A 26,874-nucleotide genomic window follows, 5' to 3' on the forward strand; every position below is an offset into this window, starting at 1 on the left:
ATCCTTCCTATTAAAACGACTGTGGGGGAGGAATCTAAAGCTGGATTACTCCAGCTCGTCCATCAGGGCAACCAGCTTCTCAACAGCTTGCTGGGCATCCGGGCCGTCAGCCTGGATGGTTACGTTGGTGCCCTTGGTCAGGCCCAGGGTCTGCAGCTTGAACAGGCTCTTGGCGCTGGCGGACTTGCCACCGGAGACCACAGTGATCTCGCTTTGGAATTCTTTGGCTTCTTTCACGAACTGAGCTGCCGGACGGGTGTGCAGGCCGTTTTCAGCAGTAATAACAACAGACTTCTCGTACATGGTTTCACCCCATATTATTGATATTTTTTGGTGGATTGGTCGTTTTTGAAGCAACCTGACCCACCGTGTCAGTATGGATATGTTGTAAAGTAACGAAAGCAGACCCGCAATGGTTTAATCCAGGTCAAGTTTCTGTGCAGTAATCGGCGCGCTGGTTGGCAATTTTCAGTTATTGGGCTACAAGCCGCATCAGGACTGGCCTGAAATTATTTTATAACGAAAAATAACACTTTGTTACTTTGTGATACCCAGCCAGCAAACACCGCGTGACGCCGCACAGGATATGAGATTTAGAGCGGAATGTCTGCTTTTTTTCTCACTCCGGAACTTGTTATTTTACCCCAAAAAATAAGGATCAAGTGACACTAACAGGGGTTGAGTCTAGCCCATAAAGAAGCGGCGCTCCTGGGAGCGCCGCTGTTTTGAAAGATTCCGATCAGTTACTGCTGCAGTTCCTGCTCGCTGAACACCCCGGCAAACAGGGCGCTGGAGAGGTAACGCTCCGCCGCACTCGGCAGAATGACCACTATGGTTTTGCCCGCAAATTCCGGCAGCTCGGCCAGACGGCTGGCAGCCACCACCGCAGCACCGGAGCTGATACCGGCCAGGATCCCCTCCTCCTCCATCAGGCGGCGGGCCATCTCGATGGCTTCATCGCTGGTCACCTTCTCCACCCGGTCGATGAGGGAGAGGTCCAGGTTGCCCGGGATAAAGCCTGCGCCGATCCCCTGGATCTTGTGGGGGCCCGGTTTGATCTCTTCCCCGGCCAACTTCTGACTGATGACCGGCGACTCGGCCGGTTCGACCGCGACAGAGACCACCGCCTTGCCCTGGGTCTTCTTCAGATAGCGGGAGACACCGGTAATGGTGCCACCGGTACCGACCCCGGCCACGAACACATCCACCTCACCGTCAGTGGCATCCCAAATCTCGGGGCCAGTGGTCTTTTCGTGGATCTCCGGGTTGGCCGGGTTTTCAAACTGTTGCAGCAACACATACTTGCCCGGCTCGGATTCGAGGATCTCGTTGGCCTTGGCAATGGCCCCCTTCATGCCGAGCGGCCCTTCGGTCAGCACCAGATTGGCACCGAGCGCCTTGAGCAGCTTGCGGCGCTCCAGGCTCATGGTGGCCGGCATGGTCAGGGTGATGGGATAGCCGCGAGCCGCCGCGACAAAGGCCAGAGCAATGCCCGTGTTGCCGCTGGTGGGCTCGATGATCTCCTTACCCTTGGTCAGGATGCCGCGCTTCTCGGCATCCCAGATCAGGTTGGCACCGATACGGCACTTGACGCTGAAGCTGGGGTTGCGGCTCTCGATCTTGGCCAGCACGCGACCTTTGGTAACACGGTTGAGACGAACCAGCGGGGTGTGACCGATAGTCTGGCTGTTGTCCTCAAAAATTTTGCTCATGGCGCTATCCCTGTGTTTGTTACGACGATGAAACAAGATTACCCTGTGGTTTCTGAATGAGAAGTGACTATTCGTTATAACCATATGGTATTACAACATATAGAGCTTATTCTCTCTGGCCCCTGACTCCGGGCGCCAATCGTCAAAGGAACCGACGTTATGGGATTTTCAGGAAGCAGCCAGTATCTCGCCTCCGATGCATTGAAGATGGCGGTCAATGCCGCCATCACCCTCGAAAAACCGCTGCTGATCAAAGGGGAGCCGGGCACCGGCAAGACGGTGCTGGCGGAAGCGGTCGCCGACCATCTCGGCACCGACCTCATTGCCTGGCATATCAAGTCCACCACCAAGGCCCAACAGGGACTCTACGAATATGATGCGGTGGCCCGGCTGCGGGACTCCCAGCTCGGCGACCCCAGAGTGGCCGATATCAGCCACTACATTCGTAAAGGCAAACTGTGGCAGGCCTTCAGCTCCGAGCAGCGACCTGTGCTGCTGATCGACGAGATCGACAAGGCCGACATCGAATTCCCCAACGATCTGCTGCTGGAGCTGGATCGGATGGAGTTCGACGTCTACGAAACCGGCGAGCGAGTCAAGGCACGCCAGCGGCCTGTGGTCATCATCACCTCCAACAATGAGAAAGAGCTGCCGGACGCCTTCCTGCGCCGCTGTTTCTTCCACTACATCCGCTTCCCCGACAAGGCCGAGATGCAGGCCATCGTCAAACTCCACTACCCCGACCTCAAGGAGAGCCTGCTTGGCGAGGCAATGGAGCTCTTCTTCGAACTGCGCGAAGTAGAGGGGCTGCGCAAGAAGCCCTCCACCTCGGAACTACTGGACTGGATCCGCCTGCTCTTGGCCGACGATATCGCCCCCGAGGCGATGCGCGCCCGCGAGCCCGGCAAGCTGGTGCCCGCGCTATATGGCGCCCTGCTCAAGACCGAGCAGGATTTGCATCTCTTCGAGAAGCTCGCCTTTCTGGCCCGGCGCGGCAGCTGACCCATGCTGATCGACTTTTTTACCCACCTGCGCCGCCACAAGCTCCCCTGCAGCCTGCGTGAGCTGCTGGACTTGCACGCCGCGCTGGCAGCCCGGCTGGTCGCTGCCGATATGGACGAGTTCTACCAACTCTCCCGCTGCCTGCTGGTAAAAGACGAGGCCCACTACGATCGCTTCGATCGCGCCTTCGCCGAATACTACGAAGGGCTGGAAGCCATCCCCCTGCTGCCGGAGAGCCTGCCCGAGGAGTGGCTGCGCAAGGAGTTCGAACGGCTGTTGAGCCCAGAGGAGAAGGCGCTGCTCACATCCCTCGGCGGACTCGACAAGCTGCTGGAAACCCTTAACCAGCGATTACGCGAGCAGAAAGAGCGCCACGCCGGTGGCAACAAGTGGGTGGGAACCGGTGGCAGCAGCCCGTTTGGCCACGGCGGTTTTCACCCCGAGGGCATCCGCATGGGTGGAGAAGGGCAGCACGGCAAGGCGACCAAGGTGTGGGAGGCCCGCCACTATCGCAACTTCAGCGACGACTCGCCGCTAGGCCAGCGCGCCATCCAGCTGGCGCTGCGCAAGCTAAGACGCTGGGTGCGCAAAGGCAATCCCGACGAGCTGGATCTCGACGACACCATAAAAAGTTCTGCCCGCCAGGGCTGGCTCGATGTGAAGCTGCGGCCCGAGCGCCACAACGGGGTCAAACTGTTGGTCTTTTTCGATGTCGGAGGCTCCATGGATGCCCACGTGGCCGAGGTGCAGCGCCTCTTCTCCGCCCTGCGCCACGAGTTCAAGCATCTGGAGTACTTCTATTTTCACAACTGCCTCTACGACTTCGTCTGGAAGGATAACGCCCGCCGCTTTGAGGAGCGGTTCGATACCCTGCGGCTGCTGCGCACCTATGGCAGCGACTACCGGGTGATCCTGGTGGGGGATGCCACCATGGGCCCCTACGAGATCACCTGGCCGGGCGGCAGTGTCGAGCAGTGGAACGAGGAGTCGGGTCAGGTGTGGCTCACCCGCTTGCAGCAGCACTTTCCCAAACTGGTGTGGATCAATCCCACCCCGCGGCGGGAGTGGCTCTGGCATCCCTCCATCAAACTGATGAATGACGTGGTTGGCGGACGGATGCATCCGCTGACCCTGGCGGGTCTCGCTGCGGCGATCAACCAGCTCTAACCCTCTCTACCCTATAAACCGACAAGCCGGGAACGCACCCGGCGAGGAGCAAAGATGACCTCTATCGTGATCAGTGGCTCAGGCCTCTATACCCCACCCTTTGCCGTCAGCAATGAAGAGCTGGTGGCCGCCTTCAACCAGTATGTGGATCTCTACAACGAGGAGAACGCCTCCGCCATCGATGCCGGCCAGCTTCCCGCCAAGCAGCACTCCAGCTGCGAGTTCATCGAGAAGGCATCCGGCATCAAGAGCCGTTATCTGGTGAGCCGCGAGGGAGTACTCAATCCCGATATCATGCAACCGCTGCTGGCGGAGCGGCCCGATGAGATGCCCTCCATCATGGTGGAGATGGCGGTGGCCGCCGCCGAGCAGGCACTGATCGCCGCCGGTCGCGAGCCGGGAGAGATCGACTTGGTCATCGTCGCCGCCTCCAACATGCCGCGCCCCTACCCAGCGCTGGCCATCGAGCTGCAGCATTATCTGGGGGCGAGCGGCATGGCCTTTGACATGAACGTGGCCTGCTCGTCTGCCACCTTCGGCATCAAGACAGCCGCCGATATGCTGGCGGCAGGCACCGCCAAACTGGCGCTGGTAGTCAATCCGGAGATCTGCTCGGGACACCTCAATTTCCGGGACAGAGACAGTCACTTTATCTTCGGCGATGCCTGCACCGCGGTGCTGCTGGAGCGGGAGGCCGATTGCAAGGTGGCCAATCCGTGGCAACTGGTGGCCAGCAAGCTGGTGACCCAGTACTCCAACAACATCCGCAACAACTTCGGCTTTCTGAACCGGCTGAGCCCGCGCACCCGCTACGGCGACGACAAGCTGTTTCGCCAGCAGGGGCGCAAGGTGTTCAAGGAGGTGTTGCCGCTGGTGTGCGACCAGATAGCCAACCAGCTCGATGAGCAGGGCTGGCCTGCCGAGAGCCTGAACCGGCTCTGGCTCCATCAGGCCAACCTCACCATGAACCAGTTCATCGGTCGCAAGCTGCTGGGTCACGATGCCAGCCAGCAGGAGGCGCCGGTCATTCTTGATAGCTATGGTAATACCAGCTCGGCGGGTTCCATCATCGCGTTTCATCTGTACAATCGCGACCTTCCTGCGGGGGCCCGCGGCGTACTTTGCTCCTTTGGCGCTGGCTACTCCATCGGTAGCCTGCTGCTACAACGACAGTAACAGAGTGCGCGGGGAGAGTGGCCCGCGCCCTGTACTCTGATTGGGGTTTGGCGCTGTTTCGCCGCTAGCCCCGCTCTCGGTTCACCCTTACGAGAGGAGAAAACGGGCATAAATAGTGGCCAGACCATGACTATTGATCCGAAAACACCGTACTACTGTGACAACGCATACCGACAAGCCATTGATGAAAAACTTATTTTTCAGATTGGTTGCAATTTTTGAGTACCATGGTGCAACGGGGCGATATCTGGATCACAAGATGACAGGAAAAGGCTGCAATTTGTCATCCTTTGCCAATGATGGCTTCCAATGAATTCGAGGTTTGCTATCATCCGGAGACATTTCTTATCTGTCGCCGGCTACAAAAGAATCCCCTCATGTACACACAGTTCTTCGGCCTATCGGAACCGCCTTTCTCCATCTCGCCCAATCCCAAATACCTCTATATGAGTGAGCGCCACGGCGAAGCCCTTGCTCACCTCAACTACGGATTGCAGGATGGTGGCGGCTTTGTGCTGCTGACCGGCGAAGTGGGCACCGGCAAAACCACCGTCTCCCGCTGCCTGTTGCAGCAGTTGCCAGCAGAGACCGAGATCGCCTACATCCTCAACCCCTCCCTGACCGAACGGGATCTGCTGGCCGCCATCTGTGACGAGTTTCAACTCACCTACCCCGCCGAGGCCGGGATCAAGCAACTGTTCGACCTTATCCGCGACCACCTGCTGGCCAACCTGACCGCAGGCAAGCGCAGCGTGGTACTGGTGGATGAGGCCCAACATCTGTTGCCCGAGGTATTGGAGCAGTTGCGTCTGCTGACCAACCTGGAAACCGACGAGAAAAAACTGCTGCAAATCGTGCTGATCGGCCAACCCGAACTGCAACAGATGCTGCGCCTGCCCCTGTTGCGCCAACTGGCCCAGCGCATCACCGCCCGCTACCACCTGCTGCCCCTCTCCGCCACCGATGTGGATGCCTACGTCCGCTTCCGGCTGCAAGTAGCCGGTTGTGTGCAGCCCATTTTTACCCCCAGAGCGATCCAGACGCTGCATCGGCTCTCCGGCGGCATTCCGCGCCTGATCAACCTCATCTGCGATCGCGCCCTGCTCGCAGCCTTCGCCCGTGGCAGCTACAAGATTGTCCATGGCGACATCAGCCAGGCGGCGTTCGAGGTGAGCGGCGTCCGTGATGAGGGAAGCTGGCTTTCCGGTCTGATGGTGACACTGGCTGGCGCCTTGCTGGTAGCAGCAGGCTGGTGGGGCTGGCAATTTTTCGGCGTATTCCCCGAACGGCCTGTGGTCAAGGTCGAGGTGCCTGTCACCGTTGACGAGACCGCCGAACAACAAGATCAGTTGACCGAGGCCATCAATCAGGCCCTCGACCCCGAGAGCGCCATGCAGAATCTCTATCGGGTCTGGGGCTATGAACCGGAACCGTTCGATGCCACCTGTGACAACGCCCCTCGCGCCGGTCTGCGCTGCCAGGAGGGAGAGGCAAGCCTCGAGGAGCTGCGCGCCCTGCAGCATCCCGCCATGATCACGCTCACTGACCAGAATGGCGGTCTCTATTACGCCACCCTGGTCAATCTGGGGCCAAGCAAGGCCAGCCTGATGATCGGCAACCAGAGCTGGCAAGTGGATCGCCAGTGGCTCACCGACAACTGGGGTGGCAGCTATACCCTGCTCTGGCGCATGCCGAAAGGGGGCGTCAGCCTGATCGCCAGCAATGCCGGACAGACCCAGATCCAGTGGCTCGACAACGCCCTGAGTCGAGCATTGCAACAACCCGAACGCAAGGTGCGCCGTTTCGATGGCGAGCTCAAGACCAAACTGCAGCAGTTCCAGCGGGATCAGGGGCTCACCCCTGATGGCATCGCCGGCAGCAACACCCTGCTGCGGCTCAACGCTCTCTCCGGCGAACCCATGCCAAGACTGGAGGAGGCCTCCTGATGTCTACCCTGCTCAATGCTCTGCGCCGTGCCCAGCAGCCTTCGCAACAGAGCCATATTCCCGCCATGGGGCTGGCAGTAGCCCGCGAAGAGACGCAACCCGCGCGCCGTATCGGCTGGCTGCTGGCCCCCCTTGCCCTGCTGCTGGGGGCGGGTGCCAACTATGGCTGGCATCTAATCCACCTGCGTCCCATCGAGGAGAAGGTGGAGGTAAAAGAGGTGATTGCCTCCCCCTTCGTGCGGGTTGAGCCCAAGGCGATGGTGACCCGTCCGCTGCCCCCGCCCCTGCCGGAACCTGTAGTGCAGCAGCCCAGGGTCGCAGCGGCTGCCAGCAATCCGGCAGCCAGTCGACCAACCTTGGCCGAACAATTGATGCGCGCCCTCAACGAAACACCGCTGCAACAGGAATCGGGTACAGTTTCCCAAAGCGTGCAGCCGACCCAGTTGATGTCGCTGAATGCCGCTCCGCTTTCGGTTCGCCAGCAAGTGCCCGCATTCAGCTATGGCTCCCATGTGTTCTCATCCAATCCGGCCAAGCGGGCCGTGGTGCTCAATGGCCGCGAATACCGGGAAGGGAGCGAGATAGCCCCCGGGGTCGTGCTCGCCACCATCGACCAGCAGTACATTGTGCTGGATATCGGAGGCCAGAGCGTAACCCTCAAGGCGTTGCAGGATTGGCAAGGGTGAGTACACACCTTCCCCTGATAATCGCTGGCAAGCAGGATGCACCTCGCCTGAGTGCCACTTTTATGAGCATTCAAAGGTTTACGGTGTGATGAAATATCCATTTTTACGGTTTGGTGCGCCCCGACCCGTTGTGTCACAGCACGCAGCCGTACACAATACGCAGCCGCCCCAGAGCCTGGAATTTGTTGATTAATATGACGCTACGATTCAGGGATGACATCTTGACCCTGCTGCTGGCCCGGTGCCGACAGCTTCCTTTGACTCGCGTCACCGGAGTGTTCTTTCTGGTGCTGCTGCTGATGCTGGCCCAGCAGAGCGCAGCCCTCACCTGGCGCTTGCTCACTCTGGCAAACCCGCAATCCAACCAGCCGTGGCAACCCTCCACCGTGGCGGTCAGCGGCCAAAGCAGCCCGCGCCTTGAACTGGGCGAGGTGAGCCGACTGGCGCTGTTTGGCAAGGCGATCCCCAAGGCGCAGGCAAAAACCGCCGTGGCCGCCAATGCGCCGCGCACCCAGCTTAATGCCCAGCTCAACGGGGTGTTGGCAAGCTCGGATCCGGCCAAATCCATCGCCATCATCGCCATGTCCGGCATCCAGAACTCCTACGGGGTTGGCGACATGATTGACGGCACCCAAGCGCGGATCCGGCAGGTCTATCCGGATCGAGTCATCATAGAGCGGGATGGCCGCGACGAGACCCTGATGCTGGATGGCGAGGAGTATGGCAAGCCGCTACCGCAAACAACAAATACCACTCTCCTTGGCTCTCTGCGCAGCGAGCTGATGGCTGATCCGGGCAAGATCACTGATTACCTCAATATTTCACCGGTTCAGATGGATGGCCGCATGGCCGGTTATCGCCTCAACCCGGGCAACAATCCGGAATTTTTCAACCAGAGCGGGCTGCAGGCCAATGATCTGGCCATCAGCATCAACGGACTGGATCTGCGTGACAACATGCAAGCCATGCAGGCGATGCAGCAGCTGGCTAGCGCAACGGAAATGACAGTGACCGTCGAGCGGCAGGGCGAACAGTTCGATGTCTATGTGCGCTTGTCAGAATAATGATTTGGAGTCGTACCAATAATGACCACTAAAGGGAAAGGCTGGCGTCTGGCCACTATCGCAGCGGCACTGATGATGGCGGGCTCAGCCTGGGCCACCGAGTATTCTGCCAGCTTCAAGAACGCCGACATCGAAGAATTTATCAATACGGTGGGCAAAAACCTCAACAAGACCATCATCATAGAGCCCTCGGTGCGCGGCAAGATCAACGTGCGCAGCTACGACCTGCTCAACGAGGAGCAGTACTACCAGTTCTTCCTGAGTGTGCTCGATGTCTACGGCTTTGCCGTGGTGCCGATGAATAACGGCGTGCTCAAGGTGCTGCGCTCGCGGGATGCCAAAACCTCCGCCATTCCGGTGGTGGATGGCAATAACCCGGGAGTGGGCGACGAGATGGTGACCAGAGTCGTGCCGGTACGCAACGTCTCGGTGCGTGAACTGGCTCCCCTGCTGCGCCAGCTCAACGACAACGCCGGTGGGGGCAACGTGGTGCACTACGAGCCATCAAACGTACTGCTGATCACCGGCCGCGCCGCCGTGGTCAACCGTCTGGTGGAAGTGGTGAACCGGGTCGACCGCGCAGGCGATCAGGATGTGGACATCATCAAACTGAGATATGCCTCGGCCGGCGAGATGGTGCGGCTGGTGACCAACCTCAACAAGGATGGCAATCCACAAGGGGGCACCGCCTCCCTGTTGCTGTCGCCCAAGGTGGTGGCCGACGAGCGTACCAACTCGGTGGTGGTGAGCGGTGAGCCGAAAGCGCGCGCCCGCATCATCCAGATGGTTCGCCAGCTCGACCGCGACCTGCAGAGTCAGGGCAACACCCGGGTCTTCTATCTCAAATATGGCAAGGCCAAGGATATGGTCGATGTGCTCAAGGGGGTCAGCTCCAGCATCGAGGCTGACAAGAAGGGGGGCGGAGCAACCACAGGGGGCGCCAGCATCGGCGGTGGCAAGCTGGCCATCTCTGCCGACGAGGCAACCAATGCCCTGGTCATCACCGCCCAGCCGGATGTGATGGCGGAACTGGAGCAGGTGGTGGCCAAGCTCGATATCCGTCGCGCCCAGGTGCTGGTAGAAGCGATCATCGTCGAAATTGCCGACAGTGACGGCCTCAATCTGGGCGTGCAGTGGGCCAACACCAACGCTGGCGGCACCCAATTTACCAACACAACACTGCCCATTGGCGGAGCCATCGCAGCCGGTAAGGATTACCAGGATGGCAATACCGAGACAGCTACCAACTTGCTTGGGAGCTTTAACGGGATGGCCGCCGGTTTCTATCACGGCGATTGGGCCATGTTGGCGACGGCGCTCGCCTCCAATACCAAGAGCGATATTCTCTCAACCCCGAGTATCGTCACCATGGACAACAAGGAGGCCTCCTTCAATGTCGGACAGGAGGTGCCGGTGCAGAGCGGTTCACAAAGCTCCACCACCAGCGATCAGGTGTTCAACACCATAGAGCGCAAGACGGTGGGCACCAAGCTGACGGTTACGCCGCAGATTAACGAAGGGGACTCGGTACTGCTCAACATCGAGCAGGAGGTCTCCAGCGTCGCCAAGGTCGTATCAGACAGTACCAAGGGACTAGGCCCCACCTTCGATACCCGCACGGTGAAAAACGCCGTACTGGTGAAGAGTGGCGAGACAGTGGTACTGGGTGGCCTGATGGATGAGCAGACCAAGGAGGAAGTTTCCAAGGTGCCGTTACTCGGCGATATCCCGGTACTGGGTTACCTGTTCCGCTCCACCAGCACCAACACCAACAAGCGCAACCTGATGGTCTTTATCCGGCCCACCATCTTGCGTGATGCGGAGGTTTATACCGGCGTCTCCAGTAACAAGTACAGCCTGTTCCGCGCCGAACAGCTCAATGCTGCCGCCCAGGAGGGGTATCTCACCTCGCCCGCCCGTCAGGTTTTGCCCGTCTATGGCCAGGATGTGATGATGTCACCCGAAATCCGGCAGGAAGTGGAAAATCAGATGGAGCAGATAAAACGCCGCCAGCAGAACACTGCTGACAGCACCACCCCCTTTGTGCAGAGCCGTCCCTGATGAGTGCCTACCATCTTGATGGCGGCGAGTTGCCGCCCCCGCTGCCGGAGCTGCCCTTCGCCTTTGCCCGCAACTTCGGGGTGATCCTGATTGAGCGGGACGGCGCTCCCGTGCTGCAGTGCCGCCCCGGCGTCACCCCGCAGGCCCTGCTGGAAGTTCGGCGGGTAGCGGGTTGCAGCTTCGCGGTGGAGCAGCTCGACAACGAGGCCTTCGAAGAGCTGCTGATGGCCCACTATCAGCGCAACTCCTCCGAAGCGCGCCAGCTGATGGAAGATCTCGGCAACGAGATGGACTTCTTCGCCCTGGCCGAAGAGCTGCCGCAAAGCGAAGATCTGCTGGATGCCGATGACGACGCCCCCATCATTCGCCTCATCAACGCCATGTTGAGCGAGGCGATCAAGGAGGAGGCCTCCGATATCCATATCGAGACCTTCGAGCGGGCACTAGTGATCCGTTTTCGTATCGATGGGGTACTGCGGGAGATCCTGCGCCCCCATCGCAAGCTGGCATCACTGCTGGTCTCGCGGATCAAGGTGATGTCGCGGATGGATATTGCCGAGAAGCGGGTACCGCAGGATGGCCGTATCTCGTTGCGTATCGGCGGCCGCGCCGTCGACGTGCGGGTCTCCACCATGCCGTCCAGCTACGGCGAGCGGGTGGTATTGCGTCTGCTCGACAAGAACAACGTGCGCCTCGAGCTCAAGCAGCTGGGGATGACCGCGGCCAACCGCAGCATCATCAGCGAGCTTATCCGCAAGCCCCACGGCATCATTCTGGTCACCGGCCCGACCGGTTCCGGTAAATCCACCACCCTCTATGCGGCGCTGTCAGAAATCAACTCGCGGGATCGCAACATCCTAACGGTGGAAGACCCCATCGAATATGACCTCGAAGGGGTGGGCCAGACCCAGGTCAACAGCAAGGTGGACATGACCTTCGCCCGCGGTCTGCGCGCCATTCTGCGCCAGGATCCGGACGTAGTGATGGTGGGGGAAATTCGTGACCTCGAGACCGCCCAGATCGCGGTACAGGCCTCCCTCACCGGTCACCTGGTAATGTCGACCCTGCACACCAACACCGCCATCGGCGCCATCACCCGGATGCGGGACATGGGGATCGAGCCCTTCCTGCTCTCCTCGTCGCTCTTGGCGGTGCTGGCCCAGCGGCTGGTGCGTACCCTCTGCCCCGATTGCCGCGCCTCGCGTCCGGCCACCGAGCAGGAGCGACTTGCAATGGGTATCACACTGGAACCTGATCAGCCTATCTGGCATCCGGTGGGCTGCGAACAGTGCAACCACACCGGCTATCGTGGCCGGACCGGCATCCACGAACTGGTGGTGGTGGACGAGGCGGTGCGTGAAGCCATTCACGGCGCCAGCGGCGAGATGGCCATTGAACGGCTGATCCGCGGCCATACCCCCAGCATCCGCCGCGACGGTATCGACAAGGTGCTCAAAGGGCAGACCAGCCTCGAAGAGGTACTGCGCGTGACCCGGGAAGATTGAGATGGCGGCATTCGAATACAAGGCCCTCGACAACAAGGGGCGTAGCAAGAGCGGCGTGATGGAGGGTGACTCGGCCCGTCAGGTGCGCCAGCTGCTGCGCGAGCAGGGGCTCACTCCCCTCGAGGTAAACGAGACCACCGAGAAGGCGAAACGGGAGGCGACCCGCTTCGCCCTGTTTCGGCGTGGCGCCAGCACAGCCGAGCTGGCCCTGATCACTCGCCAGCTGGCCACTCTGGTCGGTGCCGGCCTCACCATCGAAGAGGCCCTCAAGGCGGTGGCCGAGCAGTGCGAAAAAGCTCACTTGCGCTCTCTGGTGGCGACCGTGCGCAGCAAAGTGGTGGAAGGCTATTCGCTGGCCGACTCGCTGGGGGCCTTTCCCCATGTATTCGACCAGCTGTTTCGCTCCATGGTGGCGGCCGGTGAAAAATCGGGCCATCTGGAGAAGGTGCTCAACCGTCTCGCTGACTACACAGAGCAGCGCCAGCATATGCGCACCAAGCTGCTGCAGGCGATGATCTACCCCATCGTGCTCACCTGTGTCGCCATCGGGGTTATATCGATCCTGCTCACCGCCGTGGTACCCAAGGTAGTGGCCCAGTTTGAACACATGGGCCAGCAGCTGCCGGGCACCACCCGTTTTCTCATCGGCACCAGCGAACTGATGCAGGCCTACGGCCTCTGGTTCCTGCTGCTGATCTTCCTTGGCAGCTTTGTCTGGCGCTGGTGGCTCACCGATGAAAAGCGTCGCCGACGCTGGCATCAGGTGCTGCTCGGCCTGCCGGTGATTGGCCGGGTCAGCCGCGGTCTCAACACCGCCCGCTTCGCCCGTACGTTAAGCATCCTCAACGCCAGTGCGGTACCGCTGCTGGAGGGGATGAAGATCTCCGGCGAAGTGCTCTCCAACGACTTTGCCAGAATGCGCATTCTCGAGGCCGCCGAACGGGTGCGCGAGGGGACCAGTCTGCGCAAGTCGCTGACCGAGACCAAGATTTTCCCGCCCATGATGCTGCACATGATCGCCTCCGGCGAGCAGAGCGGCGAGCTCGACAGCATGCTGGAGCGGGCTGCAGACAACCAGGATCGGGAGTTTGAATCCCAGGTCAATATCGCCCTCGGGGTGTTCGAACCCATGCTGGTGGTCTCCATGGCCGGGGTGGTGCTGTTTATCGTGATGTCGATCCTGCAGCCGATCCTCGAGCTCAACAATATGGTGAATATGTAAGTTTCCGGTGTTCGGTGGCGCCGCTGGCGGCCCGTCGAACCCACCCAGTGATCACTCTCTGATGGGCCATCCCATCTCATTCGTTACGGAGCAACTCATGAACAAACGTCGTCAATCCGGTTTTACCCTGCTGGAAGTCATGGTGGTCATCGTGATCCTCGGCATTCTGGCCAGTCTGGTGGTGCCCAACCTGATGGGCAACAAGGAGAAGGCTGACCAGCAGAAAGCGGTCTCCGATATCGTGGCGCTGGAAAACGCCCTCGACATGTACAAGCTGGACAACAACCGCTACCCGACCACAGAACAGGGTCTGGATGCGCTGGTGACCAAGCCTTCCATCGATCCGGCGCCGCGCAGCTACCGCGATGGCGGCTACATCAAGCGCCTGCCGCAAGATCCCTGGGGCAACCCGTACCAGCTGCTGAGCCCGGGCCAGTTCGGCAAGATCGACATCTTCTCCATGGGTCTGGATGGCGAAGCCGGTACCGATGATGACATCGGCAACTGGAACCTGAAGGATTTTCAATAAGTGATATGCCGCCACCGCACTCCTTGTGAGCTGACTGCATGAAGCGATCTCTCTCCTTTCATCGTCAATCCGGCTTTACTCTGCTGGAAGTGTTGCTGGTCGCCATGCTGATGGGGCTGGTGGCCACCGCCGTCACCCTCAGCATGGGTGGCGCCAGAGGAGATCGGGAGCTGGACAAGCAGGCGCGTCGCCTGATGGCGACGCTGCAGCTGGCGCAGGAGTATGCGGTGATGGATGGTCGGCTGGTAGGCATTCGCATCGAGGATAACGGCTGGCAGTTTATGCAGCGTCAGGCCAAGGATCGCAAGTGGCTGGCCCTGACTGGCGACAAGCAGCTGGGGCCGGTGCAACTGGCCGAGAACATGACGCTGGCGCTGGAGCTGGAAGGCTTTGGCTGGCAGCCGGATCCCGATGAGAAAACCGAACAGAAGCGCGACGAGAAGGAGCGTACTCCTCAGTTGCTCATCTTCCCGGGCGGCGAGCTGAGCCCGTTCGTGCTCACCTTCACCCAGCAAGATGACGATGCCCGCTACACCCGCATCGTCAAGGGGGACGAGTTCGGCCGCCTCACCCTGCTCACCGGCGATGAAGATGAAGAGGTGAGCGAATGAACGCCCGCGGCATGACGTTGTTTGAGAAAGGTGTGATGGTGGCGCTACTTCTGTGCCAACCACACCCTCAACAGGTGGCACGATGAACGCGCGTGGCATGACCTTACTCGAAGTGATGGTGGCGCTGGCGGTCTTTGCCATAGCGGGTCTCGCGGTAATGAAAACCGCCAGCGAACACCTCTCGGCCCTCAACTATCTGGAACAGAAGACATTCGCCACCTGGGTGGTAGAGAACCAGCTGGTGCAACAGAAGCTCGAGAACAAGTGGCCTGGTGACAGCTGGGTGGAAGGGGATGAGCAGATGGCGGGCAGCACCTGGTACTGGCGCTATCGCGGCGTCGCCACCGCCGACAACAACTTCCGGGCGCTCGATATGGAAGTGCGTACCGAGGCCAAAGCCGAGAACCCGGTCGCCATGATGCGGACCTATATCAGCCGATGACCCAGCTATCCGCCCGCACGCCTCGCCCCGTCCGTCACGCCGGTTTTACCCTGCTCGAAATGCTGGTGGCCATCGCCATCTTCGCCACTCTCAGCATGGGCGCCTATCAGGTGCTGCAGGGGGTGCTCACCAGCGACGAGGTAGCCAAGCGCAAGGAGGCCCGTCTCAACGAACTGCAGCTCGCCTTCACCCTGCTGGAGCGGGATGTCACCCAGATGGTGCCGCGCAGCGGTCGCATCGAGGGGGAGAACAACAAGGTGCTGCTGGCGGCCTCCCGGTTCGGCCAGCAGAGCGATGACTGGGGCATGGCCTTTATGCGCAGCGGCTGGCTCAACCCGGACGGCATGCTGCCCCGCTCCCATCTGCAACGGGTCGGCTGGCGTCTCAAGGATCAGAAGCTGGAGCGCCTCAGCTACCTCTATCCGGATCCGGTGATCGGCACCGAGCCACGCACCCAGCCGCTTCTGACCGGCGTCACCGCGTTTCGCCTCTACTTCTTCGACAAGGGCAACTGGAAAGAGGAGTGGACCCAGCGCAGCGTGCTGCCCCACGGGCTGGCAGTGGAGCTGGATCTGGAAGATTACGGCACCATTCGCCGTCAGTTCCTGATTGGCGCCGGTGGCCAGCGCGCCGAAGAGAACAGCCAGAGCAGCAACCCCGACCAAGGTGGCAACAACAACAACGGCAATACCAATGGCGGTAATGGTGACAGCCAGAACGGAGGGGGCGCCAATGCGGGCTAATCTCGCCGCCCCCGGTCGCCAGCGCGGCATGGCGCTGCTGGTGGTGCTGCTGATCCTCTCGGTGATGGTGATCATCGCCAGCAATATGAGCGGCCGCCTGCAGCTTGAGCTGCGCCGCACCGCCAACATCACCACAGGCAAACAGGCATGGTGGTATGCCCTCTCGGCGGAAGCGCTGGTAAGCAAGGTGCTGACGCAGGATTTCAAGGACAACCCCGAGGTGGTTAACCTCAGCCAGAACTGGGCCCGCAAGAACACTGTGTTTCCAGTGGATGATGGCCAGCTCAAGGGCGAGGTGACCGACCTGCAATCCTGCTTCAACCTCAACAGCCTGAGCGTGGCCTCCAAGGCGGGAAGCGGCGAGGAGCTGGCGCAGCAGCCCTATCCGGTGCAGGTGTTTCGCGAACTGCTCAAGGAGCTGGCAATGGATGATTACGAGGCGGCCCAGCTCACCGATGCCATTCGTGACTGGACCGACAAGGATACGGTGCTGGTCTCCAGCCTTGGCGCAGAGGACGCCTATTACGAGGGGCTCAAGCCACCCTACCTGACCGCCAACCAGTGGATGTTGGGCAAGGATGAGCTGCGGGCGGTGCGCGGGGTGACGGCCAGGGTCTATGCCAGACTGGCCCCCTACGTCTGCACCCTGCCCAACGACAAGTTGAAGATCAATATCAATACCCTTGCCCCCCAGCGCCCCGAGCTGCTGGTTGCCCTCTATCTGGGCACTATCGGGCTGGATGATGCCAAGCGGGTACTGAATGAGCGGCCACAGAAGGGGTGGAAAGAGAGCAAGCTGATGACAGACATGCTCGCTCCGGTCGATTCGGTGAAAGGGCTGAAAGAGGCGCTGGTGGTCAAGAGCGACTTCTTCGAAGCCCGGGTCGTGGCCGAGGTCGGCGACAACCGGGCCTGGCTCGAAACCCTGTTCCAGCGGGGCAAGGACAATAAACTGGTGATACTGCGCCGCCTCAGTAGCGGCGCCGAATAAACAGCGCACCTGCAGGCCATCGCCTGCGGGTACGAGAGATGTTGGATGCAGCCTGCGGGCTGCGCACCGGTTGCCAGGGCGCACAACGCCCTTTGCAAACCGGTATCGCAGGAGAGAGATGCGTGAGCGAAAGTCTGGTCATCCGACTGGGGACCAATAAACAACAACCCGTGGCCTGGCTGGTCTGGTCCGGTCAGGAGCAGGAGATCATCGCCTCCGGCACCCTGCCCTCGGCCGATGCCCTGAGCGAGCTGCAGGATCGGGCCGGTGGCCGCCCAGTGGTCACGCTAGTGCCGGGCAGCGATCTGATCTTCCGGCGCGTCACCCTGCCGGGTCGCTACAACCGCCAGTCGGCAGCGGCCCTCCCCTACCTGCTGGAGGAGCAGATCGCCTCCGATGTGGACGAGCTCCATCTGGTGGTGCTGGCCCATGAGGGCCAGCAGGTGGATCTGATGGCGGTGGATCGGCAGAAGATGGCCCAGTGGCTCGGCTGGCTCGATGCCGCTGGCCTCAAGAGCCTGCAACTGCTGCCCGATGTGCTGGCGCTGCCACAGGCCGCTGATGGCTGGTCTGCGCTGCAACTCGGCAATGAGTGGCTGGTACGCCAGGGCCCCTGTCAGGGGATCGTCGCCGACGAACCGCTGCTGGCCATCTTGCTGGCAACCGAAGTCGAGCCGGTCACCATCCACAGCCACACCCCGGAGCCCGCCATTGCCGCCGCCAACTGGCAGGCGGCGGAGCCTGAACTCCCTATGCTGCTGCTGGCCAAGGGGGCCCTCACCTGCCGCGCCAACCTGCTGACCGGCCCCTATCGACCCCAGACCGAATATGCCCGCTACTGGTTGCAGTGGCGCAAGGTGGCCATCACCGCAGGCTTGTTGCTGCTGGTGGCCCTCGGCCAGCGCGGGGTACAGCTCTATCAGCTCACCGAGCAGGACAAGGCGCTGAAAGCGGAGATCCGTGCCGTCTATACCCGCATTTTCCCGGGGGAGAGCCGCATCGTGAACGTGCGCAGCCAGATGAACCAGCATCTGCAACAGATGGGACAGGCCCCGCAAAACGGTGTGCTGCTGATGCTCACCGAGCTGGCCCCCACCTTTGCCGAAGTCCCCGGCCTCAAGCCGCAGGTGATGCGCTTTGATGCCAGTCGCCGCGAGCTGCGGCTGCAGGTGACCGCCCCCGGCTTTGCCGAGATCGAGCGGTTCCGCGAGCTGGCGGGCAAGCAATTCGAAGTACAGCAAGGCGAGGTGCGCAGCACCGAGGGCAAGGTTGAAGGGGCGCTGGTGCTCAAGGGTAAATCATCATGATGGAAAAATTGCAGAGCTGGTGGCACGGCATCACAGCACGGGAACAGCGACTGGTGGTTGCTGGCAGCATACTGCTGCTGGTCGGCCTCTTCTACTGGAGTGTCTGGCATCCTCTCAACAACCGCATCGCCGAGCGCGAACGCCAAGTACAAAACCAGCAGCAGACCCTCGCCTGGCTCAAGGAGAAGGGTGAAGAGGTGCTGGCCATGCAGGGTGGAGCGGGTCGCCAGATCGATACCAGCGGCACCCTGGAAGGGGTGGTCAACCGCACCGCCTTCAACCACAAGATCAAGATTGCCCGGCTGCAACCCCAGGCGCAGGAGCTGCAAGTGTGGATCGACACTGTCCAGTTCGATGACTTGCTGCTCTGGCTCTCCACGCTGGTGGAGCAGCACGGCATTCAGGTTCAAATCATCGAGATCGCCCGCGAGGATCTGGCCCCGGGTCTGGTCAAGGTCAGACGTTTGCAGTTGAGTCGTCCACAATGAAAAAACGCATCCTGATTGCCAGCCTGTTTCTGACAGCCTATCTGCTCTTCCTGCTGGCCACCCTGCCCGCGGCGCTGGTGGCTCGCTATCTGCCGCTGCCTGCCAACGTTGCCAACCTGCTGAAACTGGAAGGGGTGAGCGGCACCCTCTGGAATGGCCAGATCGCCCGACTGCAATATGCCAGCGAATCGGTGAACCAGCTGCGCTGGGATCTCAACGGCTGGTCGCTGCTGCGCTTCGCACCCGAAGTGGCCATACGCTTTGGCGATCGCAACGGGCTGAACGGTCAGGGCATTGTCGGCTGGAATGGTGCCGCCTTCGGCCGGGATCTGACCCTCAACGCCCCCGCCCCCTGGTTGCTGAGCCGGGTGCCGATGCGCTTGCCGATCCCGATCACCGTCAGCGGCCAGCTGCAGCTCAAAGTGGAGCAATTTGTCCAGGGCAACCCCTGGTGTGACAACCTCTACGGCAACCTCGACTGGTACAATGCCAGCGCCGATACCCCGGCGGGCAAGCTGGATCTGGCCGACCCCGAGCTGAAACTCACCTGCCTCGACTCCAAACTGGTGGCCGAACTCAAGCAGGGCTCGGATGCGGTACAGACCATGGGTCGCCTCGAGCTGCAACCCAATGGCCAATACCTGTTCCAGGGCACCCTGAAACCGGGCCCGGAACTGCCACCGCAGATGCAACAAGGACTCCCCTTCCTCGGTCAGCCCGACAGTCAGGGCCGCTTCCCCCTGCGCTACCAGGGGCGAATCTAATACCCTCCCCCGTCGACCCCGGAGCCACTCCGGGGTCGACGGGGGAGGCTCTGACTCCTGGGTCCCCCCACTGCGTTCACACACCGGCAATCATCAATAAGGGCCTTCCTACTGAAAAAGCAGCAACGCATTCCCGTCACGCCCAATCTCCATCAGCTTGTGTTCGTAGTGAAATGTGAGCAGGAACCAATTCTTGACTATTTATCTCCAGGCCAGGATCTGCTTCACCGCCCAATCCGTGGTCGATGTACCAGACTCGCTTTATTACGATATAATCATCGCTCTTTTCGCCCGGCCAGCACGGTTAGTCCAAGAGTACGCAAGATGGAAATAAAGCTGCACCAGAACGCAACCACAACGCCCCGGACTCGCAAATATATCCAGACCTCCAGCAAATCAGATGCAGCTCTTGCCGAGGAGCTGAACATCTCGATAGATACGGTGAGACGCTGGCGCAATCGTGATGATTGCTATGACAAATCCCACAGACCCCGCACAATCCATCGCAAACTGCAGCCTGAGCAGGAGTGGTTGGTATTGTTTCTTCGCCATCGGCTGCATCTCTCTCTTGATGAACTGCTGGAGGTCACCCGTTTACTGATCCGTGCCGATGTCTCGCGGGCAGGTTTGAGCCGCTGTCTGCAAAAATACCAACAAGATCGGTTGAAAAAGCCTGACCCTGCATCTGGATTGGGTCACGTGTGGCTGGATGCGCTATATCTCCCAACTGTCATCGCAGCCAGTCAGCCTTTGCTGCTGGTGCTCACGGAGCAATTGACCGGCCATATCTCATTTGCCCTCTGTGCCCCGGAAGAGAAAGAGCAGATCCTTAATGGCTTCACCAACTATTTGCAAAATGAGTTGCCCTACCCGATCGAGAGCATTGAGGTCACCAGTCCACTCCCCGAAGTAGAGGCGTTGGCCAACAGGCTATGCACGTCGGTGACCTCTGCCTCTTTACCGATATCCAGTGGGTTGCTCGACTCAACCGCATTCTCTCAACCACTGACTGCCATTCTGGCTGGTGAGCGTTTTGACAAACGTCTCAGTCTGGGAGCCGTATTACTTGAGTTTGAAGATCTGCTTAACCACAGGATATTGCGCAATCGCTTGAAAAGCCTGACACCTGGCACCTACATCCGTCAACTACAGCAAAAAGAGTAAAAGTGGCCGCTCAGTGTAATACCTCCTGACAGATCTCTGTAGTGTTACTGTAGTGGTCAACTAAATCCGGACACTTGGTTAGGCCGTTCTTCGGCTTTTGCTGGCGGTATCCCATTATTGTGGTGATGTGGACGCCGCCAGTTGTAGTAATCCATCAGGTAATAACTGATATCCCGCTTTGCCTCCCGCACGCTCATATATCCCATAGCCGGGAGCCACTCTGACTTCAGGCTTCTGAACAATCGCTCCATCGGGGCGTTATCCCAGCAGTTACCACGACGACTCATGCTTTGGGTCATGCGATAGCGCCACAGTCGTTGCCGAAATGCCCGGCTGCCATATTGGCTGCCCTGGTCGGAGTGAAATAGCACACCGGATGGGCAACCCCGCTGCTGATAGGCCATCTCCAGTGCTTTGATTGCCAATTCTGCATCAGGCTTCTCAGATATCGCCCACCCCACAACCCGCCGGGTATGCAGGTCAAGCACCGCTGCCAGGTAATGCCAACGACCACCTGCCCAGACGTAGGTGATATCGCCACCCCACACCTGATTGGGTTGCTGGACATCAAATTCGCGGGCCAGCAGATTGGGAATGTCCGGTCGTTCAGACCGAGCGACCTGATAGCGATGAGTGCCCGGTTGCTTGGATACCAGACCGGCTTCCTTCATCAGGTTACGTACTTTGAATCGACCAATCTGATACCCCAACTCCCGCATCATCGACATCAAGGCACGGCTGCCCGCTGAGTTTCGGCTCGCTTTGAACAAACGGCGCAACTCAGAGCGCTGCTGCATACGCTCACGGTTAATCGTCTGCTTGCGAGCCAGATAGTCGTAAAAACAGGATGTTGGAACATCGAAAGCGCAGCAGACCAGGGTGATGGGGGCTTGCTCTCTTAATCGGTCTATCAGCGCGTACGTGTGAACTCGTCCGTCATCAAGAGAGCCGTAGCCTTTTTTAGAATGTCCTTTTCACGTTCGAGCCGGTTGATGCGGGCTTCCAGCTCCTGGATTTTCTGCTGCTCCGGAGTCAGTGCTTTGCCGATTGGGGTTGTGCCAGTTCGTTCGGATTGAAGCTGCTGAACCCTGCGACGGAGCACGGTTTCACCGACATCCAGTGAACGGCTGGCTTCAGGGACAGAATATCCCTGGTCGAGCACCAGGGATGCGGCTTCGAGTTTGAATGCGGCAGTAAATGAGCGACGTAATCTTGTCATTGAACACCTCAGGTCATGGTGGCGACTGTACCACCTAAAATGGTGTCCGGGATGATTAGACCACTACAGGGACATCAAACTCACCAACCAGCAGATTTTGACTATCCGGCCGTTCAGACCGGGCTATCTGATAGCAATGAGCTAAAGAGTACCTAGAGACCAGCCTTGCGTCCTTTATCCGCTGACGAATTCTGAAAAGAGTAAATTACCCCCACCTCACGCATCATCGATATCAAAGGCTCAGCTGCCTGCCGAAACCCGACTCTCGGTGAAGCTTGTTGCGTCGTGGCGTTGCTGCATGGGCTTGCGGTTAATTGTCCGCTGCAAGCCAGATAGAGGTAAAAACAGGAGCTGGAGAGAACCCGGAAGAGTGAGGGTACGGCACAAAAAAATACGCAATCAAGTGATACTTGGTTGTTGGGTGCGTGATACCTGTCACTAAAAAATGCAATTAAATGGAATAGCATAGTCAAACATGACGTCTTGTATCGACTGATTGCATCATTTCTTTAGTGGCTTGGGGAACGCAAATGAAGAGCGTGGTCGGATTGATAGAAAGCAAATTGATGCCGCTGGCAGGGCGCCTCGCTCAACAGCGTCATCTGGGGGCAATTCGGGATGGTTATATCTCGTTTATGCCGTTCATCATCGTGGGTTCGATCCTGCTGGTCATCTCATCGTTTCCCAGCGACAGTTACAAAGCTTTTATGGCATCCATCTTTGGTGAGCAGTGGGGGGCGACGATTGAAGTGCCCTTTAATGCGATCTTCTCAACCATGGCGCTGTTTGTCTCTTATCTGGTGGCCTATCGTCTGGCGGAACGCAATGATATCGATAAAAGCTCAGCCGGTATCTTGTCGCTCTCCTGTTTCCTGATCCTGACGCCATTTAGCGTGGATGCGCAGGGTGCTGCGGTGATCCCCATGGAGTGGATCGGTTCCAAGGGTTTGTTTGTGGCCATGCTGGGCGCGATTGTCTGGACCGAGATATTCACCCTCTTCCTGCGTCGCAATATCGTGATAAAAATGCCGGAGGGGGTACCGCCAGCAGTACAAAAATCATTTGCTGCGCTTATCCCGGCCCTATGTATTCTCTCCATGGCGCTGGCTATCCGGGTCTTCTTTGCATCCACCGCTTATCACACCATTCATGAATTTATCTACACAGTGATTGCCATGCCGGTACGCCATTTTGGCACCTCCTATTTTGGCGCCATTTTGACGGTGCTCAGCATCAGCTCACTCTGGTCGGTCGGGATTAACTCCGGTTCCATGATTAACGGGATCCTGCGTCCATTCTGGATGGACAATCAGGCCGAAAACCTGGCTGCTACTCATGCCGGCTTGCTGCCCCCGCACGTTGTCACAGAGCAGTTTTACGACATGATCTGGATGGGGGGTTCCGGCGCGACCTTGTCGCTGGTCTTGGCGATGCTGATTTTTGCCCGTAGCCAGCACATCAAGAAAATGACCCGATTGGCCGCTGGCTCCTCCATTTTCAATATCAACGAACCCATACTGTTTGGCCTTCCGGTCATCATGAACCCCATCATGCTGATCCCGTTCAATCTGGTTCCTGTGGTGCTGGTGACCATCCAGTACATCGCGATGGCATCGGGTCTGGTCTCTACGACAACCGGGGTCTATATCCCCTGGACGCTGCCCCCTGTCATCAGTGGTTTTATCGTTACAGGCCATCTTAGCGGTGCCCTCATCCAGTTATTCAATCTGGTGATTGGCGCCATGATTTATCTGCCCTTCCTCAAGGTTCTGGATCGCCAGTATCAGGGGACAGAGAGCCCGGCCGAAAGTCATGGGGAGTCGTCACATTCACCGCAATCAAACAAGAAGGTAAGCAATGGTTAATCATCAATGGGGCATTATCGCCACCTGGCGGATGGCTTACGAAGGTCTGAGTGCCAGTGCCAGGCAGCTGGCTGACAAAGGGGATGCTCGCTCTGCTGTGTTGCAAGCAGTCAAACAGGTAGAGGATTATCCCCTCTACAAGTCAGTTGGATACGGTGGCCTGCCAAATCAGGATGGCGAAGTGGAACTGGATGCTGCCTTTATGGATGGCGACTCATTGGCCATGGGGGCCGTGGCTGGCGTGCGTAATCTGGCCAACCCGGTCATGATCGCGGCGGCGTTGAGCGAAGAGCGATTCAACAGTTTCATGGTGGGGGGCGGCGCTGAACAGTGGGCTATCAACAAGGGATTCGAGCAAAAGAAAATGTTGACCGAGCGGGCCTTGCAGCACTATCGCAAGCGCTGCCGCGAAACCCTGGCCCGTGGCCTCAATCCTTATACCGGCCACGACACAGTAGGCGTTATCACCCTGGATCATAGCCGCAAAATCTGTGTCGCAACCTCAACCAGCGGCCTCTTTATGAAGCGGCCAGGACGGGTGGGAGACTCCCCGGTCTCTGGTAGTGGTTTTTATGCCGACAGCACCATGGGGGCCGCGACGGCCACTGGCCTGGGTGAAGACTTGATGAAGGGGTGCATCAGTTACGAGATTGTTCAACGTATGGGGCGGGGGATGACGCCGCAGATGGCAGCCGAGTCTGCCGTCTATGAGCTGGAAGCCCGTCTGCTGGCCCGCTATGGGCGTGCCGGGGATCTGTCGGTCGTCTGCATGAATCGCGAAGGCGAGTTTGGTGCGGCAACCAATATCGACAGCTTCTCTTTTGTCGTGGCCAACCATGCCCTTGCACCGACGGTTTTTCTGGCTCGGCGTGAAGGCGATCATACCCTCTACAACGAGGCTGATGAGACTTGGTTGAATGCCTATGTCGCCCGTATCAGTGCCCCCGTGGAGGAATCCCATCATGCTTGATGCGTCAGTAACGCTCTGGTCTACCCCCTTGCCGGCGACGGCGCATTTGCTGCTGTGGCAGGGTGGGGCCCATGGCTATCGGGAGCAATCTGTCTTGCAGCCCATCGCGGCACTATTGGTTGAGTTGAACGGTCGTCAGAGCACCACGCTCGATGTCGGGTTGGCGGGGCTGTGCCAGCGTCTGACCTGGCTGGCGGCCGACCATCAGACGCTGCTGGAGCCGGCGGGATTGCGCGAGATGACCGATGCATTGATCCGTGTAGTACCCGGTGACGGAACCGGGTGTGTTGCCCTCGACATCACCCCCTTTTCGCTGGAAAAACCGGCGCAACGGACTGCGTTGCGCCACTGCATCGTCACGCTGCAAAACCAGTTCTACCAACTGCCTCTGCTCGGTTATCGCTCCGCCCCCAGCCATGCAGAGCCGGCACTGCGGCTGCTGGCAGCGCCAGAGCAGCATCCATTGGCCGAGGCGCTGCTGAAGGAGTGTTGTGCCATCAGCTACGGTATGCGACTTGCCCGGCGCATGGCTGATCGACCAAGCCAGGATTGTACGCCTGTGAGTGTGGCCGATGAGTTGGCGAGCTATGCCGCGCAGCATGACGAGGTCAGCTGTGAAATTCTCGATGAGGAGGCGATCCGTACCTTGGGATTGGGGGCATTGCATGCGGTTGGCAAGGGGAGCTTGAACCCTCCCCGCCTGATCTTGCTCCGTTATCGGGGGGGCGGTGATGCCCAGCCTTACGCGATAGTGGGCAAGGGGGTCACCTTTGACAGCGGCGGCCTCTGGCTCAAAGAGGGCGAGGGCATGCGCACCATGAAGTACGATATGTGCGGTGCTGCCGTGGTGTTCGGACTGATTGATACCGTGCGACGTCTGACGCTGCCTCTCAATCTGGATGCCGTGCTGGTATTGGCTGAAAATATGCCGACGGATCGCGCCATGCGGCCTGGCGATGTCGTCACGACCTATGCTGGTCACACCGTCGAGATCATCAACACCGATGCCGAGGGGCGGCTGGTATTGGCGGACGGGATTGCATTTGCGGATCGTCAGCTCTCTCCTCGCTGCATTATCGATGTGGCCACGCTGACAGGCGCCGTCGTCAAGGCGCTGGGTTATGACATCAGCGGCTTGATGAGTAATGACCCTGCGTTGGGCTCAGCCCTGACCCGGGCGGCTGAGTCGAGTCGGGATCGCCTATGGGCATTGCCGTTTGACGACAGTTTTGAACCGCAAATCAAGAGCTATATAGCAGATTTCACCAATACTCCCCCGAATAACGCAGCTATTGCTGTCTCTGCGGGCTATTTTCTGAGTAAATTCTGTGGCAACCGTCCATGGGCTCATCTGGATGTGAGTGGTACCGCCTTGCGCCGTGGTGACTATACCCAGGCCAGTGGCCGCCCTATCCCTTTGTTGACGGAATTTCTAATCCAGCAAATCGCGCCCGCCCTGAATGGGTGAGCAGAAGGAGTTAAAAATGAAAAAGATCCTATTGGTATGTGATATGGGCATGTCTACCAGTCTGGTAGTGAAAAAAATGCAGGATGTGGCGGCCCGCCGTCAACTTGAGGTCGACATTCAGGCCAAAGGCATGCAGGAGTTCAAAGAGGCCATACAGTCGTTTGACTGTGCACTGCTGGGCCCGCAAATCAGCTACAAGTTGGCAGCCTGCAAGGAACAAGCCGCTCAATATGGCAAAAAAGTCGAATCTATCAATATGATGCACTACGGTATGCTGGATGGGGAAAAGATCCTCGACCATGCTCTGACGCTGATCTAAGGAGCGATCATGGAGCTCGAAGAACAGGTCATGACCCTGATTGTGAGTGCAGGTAGCTGCCGCAGCATGTTGATGGAGGCCATGAGGCATTCACGTAACGGGGAATTTGAACAAGCAGAGCAGTTGGTCGAGCAGGCGCGGGGGGCGCTCCACGCCGCTCATGCAGTGCAAACGAAGCTGATTGAAGCCGATGCTGGGGAGGGAAAACTGCCCGTCCAGATCGTGATGGTTCATGCCCAGGACCATGTGATGAACGCAGTCCTGCTGATGGATCTGACCCAGGAGATGATTGCGATTCATCGTCGTTTACCCCCAGTGACAACAAACTGTGATCAGTCAACAGCCATGGTCTGCTAAGGCATTGCTATTGTCAGGCATTGTCTAGTCCTGAAATAGGTTTACACATTTTCAACTAGCATTTCTCTACTCAGAACCCCCTATGTACCGCATCGG

At 59.1% G+C, this 26,874-nt stretch carries 26 protein-coding genes; 23 read left to right on the plus strand and 3 right to left on the minus strand.

Annotated elements, in window-relative coordinates:
* Positions 1-45: 45 nt before the first annotated feature.
* A complete protein-coding gene (locus G5287_RS07150) occupies positions 46-303 on the minus strand; it encodes an HPr family phosphocarrier protein (protein WP_005338266.1) in 258 nt (85 codons plus the stop codon).
* Positions 304-743: 440 nt separating this feature from the next.
* Positions 744-1,712 (minus strand): cysteine synthase A, encoded by a 969-nt coding sequence (gene cysK, locus G5287_RS07155; protein WP_047440293.1) that lies wholly within the window; start codon positions 1,710-1,712, stop codon positions 744-746.
* Positions 1,713-1,871: 159 nt separating this feature from the next.
* On the opposite strand from cysK, the gene G5287_RS07160 reads away from it, so the two are divergent.
* The 18 genes from G5287_RS07160 to G5287_RS07245 all read left to right on the plus strand — a co-directional run bounded on the left by G5287_RS07160 (position 1,872) and on the right by G5287_RS07245 (position 20,580).
* The gene (locus tag G5287_RS07160) at positions 1,872-2,714 is read left to right on the plus strand and encodes an AAA family ATPase (RefSeq protein WP_216953165.1); all 843 of its coding nucleotides are present in this window, start codon (positions 1,872-1,874) and stop codon (positions 2,712-2,714) included.
* Between the two features lie 3 nt (positions 2,715-2,717).
* Positions 2,718-3,881: a vWA domain-containing protein gene (locus G5287_RS07165; protein WP_216953164.1), complete on the plus strand. Its 1,164-nt coding sequence runs from the start codon at positions 2,718-2,720 to the stop codon at positions 3,879-3,881.
* Between the two features lie 54 nt (positions 3,882-3,935).
* Positions 3,936-5,057, plus strand: a complete 1,122-nt coding sequence (locus G5287_RS07170; protein ID WP_216953163.1) for a beta-ketoacyl-ACP synthase III — start codon at positions 3,936-3,938, stop codon at positions 5,055-5,057.
* Between the two features lie 377 nt (positions 5,058-5,434).
* A complete protein-coding gene (locus G5287_RS07175) occupies positions 5,435-7,003 on the plus strand; it encodes an ExeA family protein (RefSeq protein ID WP_227342248.1) in 1,569 nt (522 codons plus the stop codon).
* The gene (exeB, locus tag G5287_RS07180) at positions 7,003-7,689 is read left to right on the plus strand and encodes a GspB family T2SS assembly factor variant ExeB (RefSeq protein WP_227342246.1); all 687 of its coding nucleotides are present in this window, start codon (positions 7,003-7,005) and stop codon (positions 7,687-7,689) included. Before G5287_RS07175 ends, exeB begins: the two co-directional genes overlap by 1 nt.
* A gap of 221 nt (positions 7,690-7,910) precedes the next feature.
* Positions 7,911-8,753, plus strand: a complete 843-nt coding sequence (gene exeC / locus G5287_RS07185) for a GspC family type II secretion system variant ExeC (RefSeq protein ID WP_321537286.1) — start codon at positions 7,911-7,913, stop codon at positions 8,751-8,753.
* A gap of 21 nt (positions 8,754-8,774) precedes the next feature.
* A complete protein-coding gene (gene exeD / locus G5287_RS07190; RefSeq protein WP_227342243.1) occupies positions 8,775-10,814 on the plus strand; it encodes a GspD family T2SS secretin variant ExeD in 2,040 nt (679 codons plus the stop codon).
* Positions 10,814-12,319: a type II secretion system ATPase GspE gene (gene gspE, locus G5287_RS07195; RefSeq protein WP_421231090.1), complete on the plus strand. Its 1,506-nt coding sequence runs from the start codon at positions 10,814-10,816 to the stop codon at positions 12,317-12,319. The genes exeD and gspE overlap by 1 nt, the downstream gene beginning before the upstream one ends.
* 1 nt (position 12,320) lies before the next feature.
* On the plus strand, positions 12,321-13,541 hold the full coding sequence (gene exeF, locus G5287_RS07200; protein WP_005338296.1) for a GspF family T2SS innner membrane protein variant ExeF: 1,221 nt from the start codon (positions 12,321-12,323) through the stop codon (positions 13,539-13,541).
* A 97-nt stretch (positions 13,542-13,638) separates the two neighbouring features.
* Complete coding sequence (gene exeG, locus G5287_RS07205) at positions 13,639-14,070, plus strand: GspG family T2SS major pseudopilin variant ExeG (RefSeq protein WP_005338297.1); 432 nt, start codon at positions 13,639-13,641, stop codon at positions 14,068-14,070.
* A 38-nt stretch (positions 14,071-14,108) separates the two neighbouring features.
* Positions 14,109-14,681 carry a GspH family T2SS minor pseudopilin variant ExeH gene (gene exeH, locus G5287_RS07210; RefSeq protein WP_103422628.1) on the plus strand — a complete coding sequence of 191 codons (573 nt, stop codon included), beginning with the start codon at positions 14,109-14,111 and terminating at the stop codon, positions 14,679-14,681.
* A gap of 82 nt (positions 14,682-14,763) precedes the next feature.
* Complete coding sequence (exeI, locus tag G5287_RS07215) at positions 14,764-15,123, plus strand: GspI family T2SS minor pseudopilin variant ExeI (protein ID WP_201938365.1); 360 nt, start codon at positions 14,764-14,766, stop codon at positions 15,121-15,123.
* On the plus strand, positions 15,120-15,866 hold the full coding sequence (gspJ, locus tag G5287_RS07220; protein ID WP_421231091.1) for a type II secretion system minor pseudopilin GspJ: 747 nt from the start codon (positions 15,120-15,122) through the stop codon (positions 15,864-15,866). The genes exeI and gspJ overlap by 4 nt, the downstream gene beginning before the upstream one ends.
* The gene (exeK, locus tag G5287_RS07225; protein WP_266134240.1) at positions 15,856-16,857 is read left to right on the plus strand and encodes a GspK family T2SS minor pseudopilin variant ExeK; all 1,002 of its coding nucleotides are present in this window, start codon (positions 15,856-15,858) and stop codon (positions 16,855-16,857) included. Before gspJ ends, exeK begins: the two co-directional genes overlap by 11 nt.
* A 122-nt stretch (positions 16,858-16,979) precedes the next feature.
* Positions 16,980-18,164, plus strand: coding sequence for a GspL family type II secretion system protein ExeL (gene exeL / locus G5287_RS07230; RefSeq protein ID WP_319919441.1), 1,185 nt, complete (start codon positions 16,980-16,982; stop codon positions 18,162-18,164).
* Positions 18,161-18,652 (plus strand): GspM family type II secretion system protein ExeM, encoded by a 492-nt coding sequence (exeM, locus tag G5287_RS07235; protein ID WP_319919440.1) that lies wholly within the window; start codon positions 18,161-18,163, stop codon positions 18,650-18,652. Before exeL ends, exeM begins: the two co-directional genes overlap by 4 nt.
* A complete protein-coding gene (exeN, locus tag G5287_RS07240) occupies positions 18,649-19,416 on the plus strand; it encodes a GspN family type II secretion system protein ExeN (protein WP_421231092.1) in 768 nt (255 codons plus the stop codon). The genes exeM and exeN overlap by 4 nt, the downstream gene beginning before the upstream one ends.
* A 324-nt stretch (positions 19,417-19,740) precedes the next feature.
* Positions 19,741-20,580 (plus strand): hypothetical protein, encoded by an 840-nt coding sequence (locus G5287_RS07245; RefSeq protein ID WP_227342231.1) that lies wholly within the window; start codon positions 19,741-19,743, stop codon positions 20,578-20,580.
* A gap of 56 nt (positions 20,581-20,636) precedes the next feature.
* Here G5287_RS07245 and G5287_RS07250 read toward each other — a convergent pair.
* Positions 20,637-21,799 (minus strand): IS3 family transposase gene (locus tag G5287_RS07250; RefSeq protein WP_421171714.1). Its coding sequence is split into 2 segments (ribosomal slippage): positions 20,637-21,544 and positions 21,544-21,799, totalling 1,164 coding nucleotides; the frame shifts between segments, so codons are not numbered across the junction.
* A 530-nt stretch (positions 21,800-22,329) separates the two neighbouring features.
* Between G5287_RS07250 and G5287_RS07255 the strand changes: the two genes are divergently transcribed.
* The 5 genes from G5287_RS07255 to G5287_RS07275 are packed head-to-tail and all read left to right on the plus strand — an operon-like array spanning position 22,330 to position 26,778.
* Positions 22,330-23,664 (plus strand): PTS sugar transporter subunit IIC, encoded by a 1,335-nt coding sequence (locus tag G5287_RS07255; RefSeq protein ID WP_421171712.1) that lies wholly within the window; start codon positions 22,330-22,332, stop codon positions 23,662-23,664.
* Positions 23,657-24,634: a N(4)-(beta-N-acetylglucosaminyl)-L-asparaginase gene (locus G5287_RS07260; RefSeq protein WP_421231093.1), complete on the plus strand. Its 978-nt coding sequence runs from the start codon at positions 23,657-23,659 to the stop codon at positions 24,632-24,634. The genes G5287_RS07255 and G5287_RS07260 overlap by 8 nt, the downstream gene beginning before the upstream one ends.
* Positions 24,627-26,102 (plus strand): leucyl aminopeptidase family protein, encoded by a 1,476-nt coding sequence (locus G5287_RS07265; RefSeq protein ID WP_421231094.1) that lies wholly within the window; start codon positions 24,627-24,629, stop codon positions 26,100-26,102. Before G5287_RS07260 ends, G5287_RS07265 begins: the two co-directional genes overlap by 8 nt.
* 16 nt (positions 26,103-26,118) lie before the next feature.
* Entirely contained in the window at positions 26,119-26,421 is a 303-nt protein-coding gene (locus G5287_RS07270; protein WP_227342225.1) for a PTS sugar transporter subunit IIB, read from the plus strand.
* Between the two features lie 9 nt (positions 26,422-26,430).
* A complete protein-coding gene (locus G5287_RS07275) occupies positions 26,431-26,778 on the plus strand; it encodes a PTS lactose/cellobiose transporter subunit IIA (protein WP_227342223.1) in 348 nt (115 codons plus the stop codon).
* Positions 26,779-26,874: the final 96 nt, after the last annotated feature.

The sequence above is a fragment of the Aeromonas sp. 603079 genome (assembly GCF_049172135.1).
Classification (GTDB): Bacteria; Pseudomonadota; Gammaproteobacteria; order Enterobacterales; family Aeromonadaceae; genus Aeromonas; species Aeromonas veronii.